Source organism: Candidatus Poribacteria bacterium (assembly GCA_021295755.1).
Lineage (GTDB): Bacteria > Poribacteria > WGA-4E > WGA-4E > PCPOR2b > PCPOR2b.
The window spans coordinates 1-887 of the sequence record JAGWBT010000192.1 but is presented as its reverse complement, the minus strand read 5'-3'; the positions used below and the strand labels follow the sequence as shown (position 1 = coordinate 887).

Annotated in this window: 1 protein-coding gene and 1 pseudogene (1 of these 2 running past the window's edge); one reads left to right on the top strand and one right to left on the bottom strand. The window is 47.5% G+C overall.

Annotated features, from left to right (window positions below; all coding sequences use genetic code 11):
* Positions 1–563 (bottom strand): annotated as a pseudogene (locus J4G02_21230) (class II aldolase/adducin family protein) (it extends 172 nt beyond the left edge of the window).
* Positions 564–674: 111 nt separating this feature from the next.
* Between J4G02_21230 and J4G02_21225 the strand changes: the two are divergent.
* On the top strand, positions 675–887 hold a 213-nt coding region (locus tag J4G02_21225), incomplete at its 3' end, for a phytanoyl-CoA dioxygenase family protein (protein MCE2397047.1).

The window sequence follows — 887 nt, the reverse complement described above, 5'->3', positions numbered from 1 at the left end:
TGTGTATTGTCAAAGATTGGCACCCACTCAGCGTGTTCATGGGTCGTTATGCCGGCAAGCCCCTTGAGCATTTCATAGCCTTCAATCCTGAAACCGCTGTCGTAAAAATAAAAATCCGAAAGCAGCGTACCCCAGATGGAATGCGTGTGCATCACCGCCCCAACATCAGGTTGTTCGGCGATAGCAATATGTAGCAGCGTCTCTGCAGATGCCTTCGGCTGCTCAATAACAATGGGAAGACCATCGCCATCTACACGCACAAAATCGTCTCGCGAAAGGCAACTTTTATCTTTCCCGCTTGCAGTAATTAGCAACTCCAGCGGCTCACGACGAATCACCACGCTGTAATTACTACTGGTGCCGAGTGACCAACCACGCACGTGGAAATGACTGCCGACCTCGCGTAGTGCGTCTATCTCTTTTTCAAAACCTGTGAGGGGGCTCCCGGATAGATCCAAGGTTTTCTCCCTATGGTTTGTTAGAAAATGTGAAGTAGTGCTTCGGGTATCTTCCGTTTTTTCGTTTGACAAAGAAACAGAACAGGGTAAAATATTGTAGCGCATTTCGCAGTAGACATCAAGCGAAAGCAGCGTCCGAAGAACATAGGCAAGCACGAAATCAAGGCATTTCTAATTACTAAATCCATCATACAACCATGATTAGGAGATAGCATAATGGAGTTAATGCAACAGGACATCCACCACTTTCAGGAACAGGGATATCTCGCCATTCCCGAATTTTTCTCTCCACGCGAGGTAAAAGCGCTGCAGGCTGAACTTGACCGCCTGTTTCGAGACGGCTTGTTGCGTAACGTCGCCACCGATGGTGACGGAAAAACACACTCAACTACACAGTTCAATTTCCAGATCTGTCCGATTTATCACAAG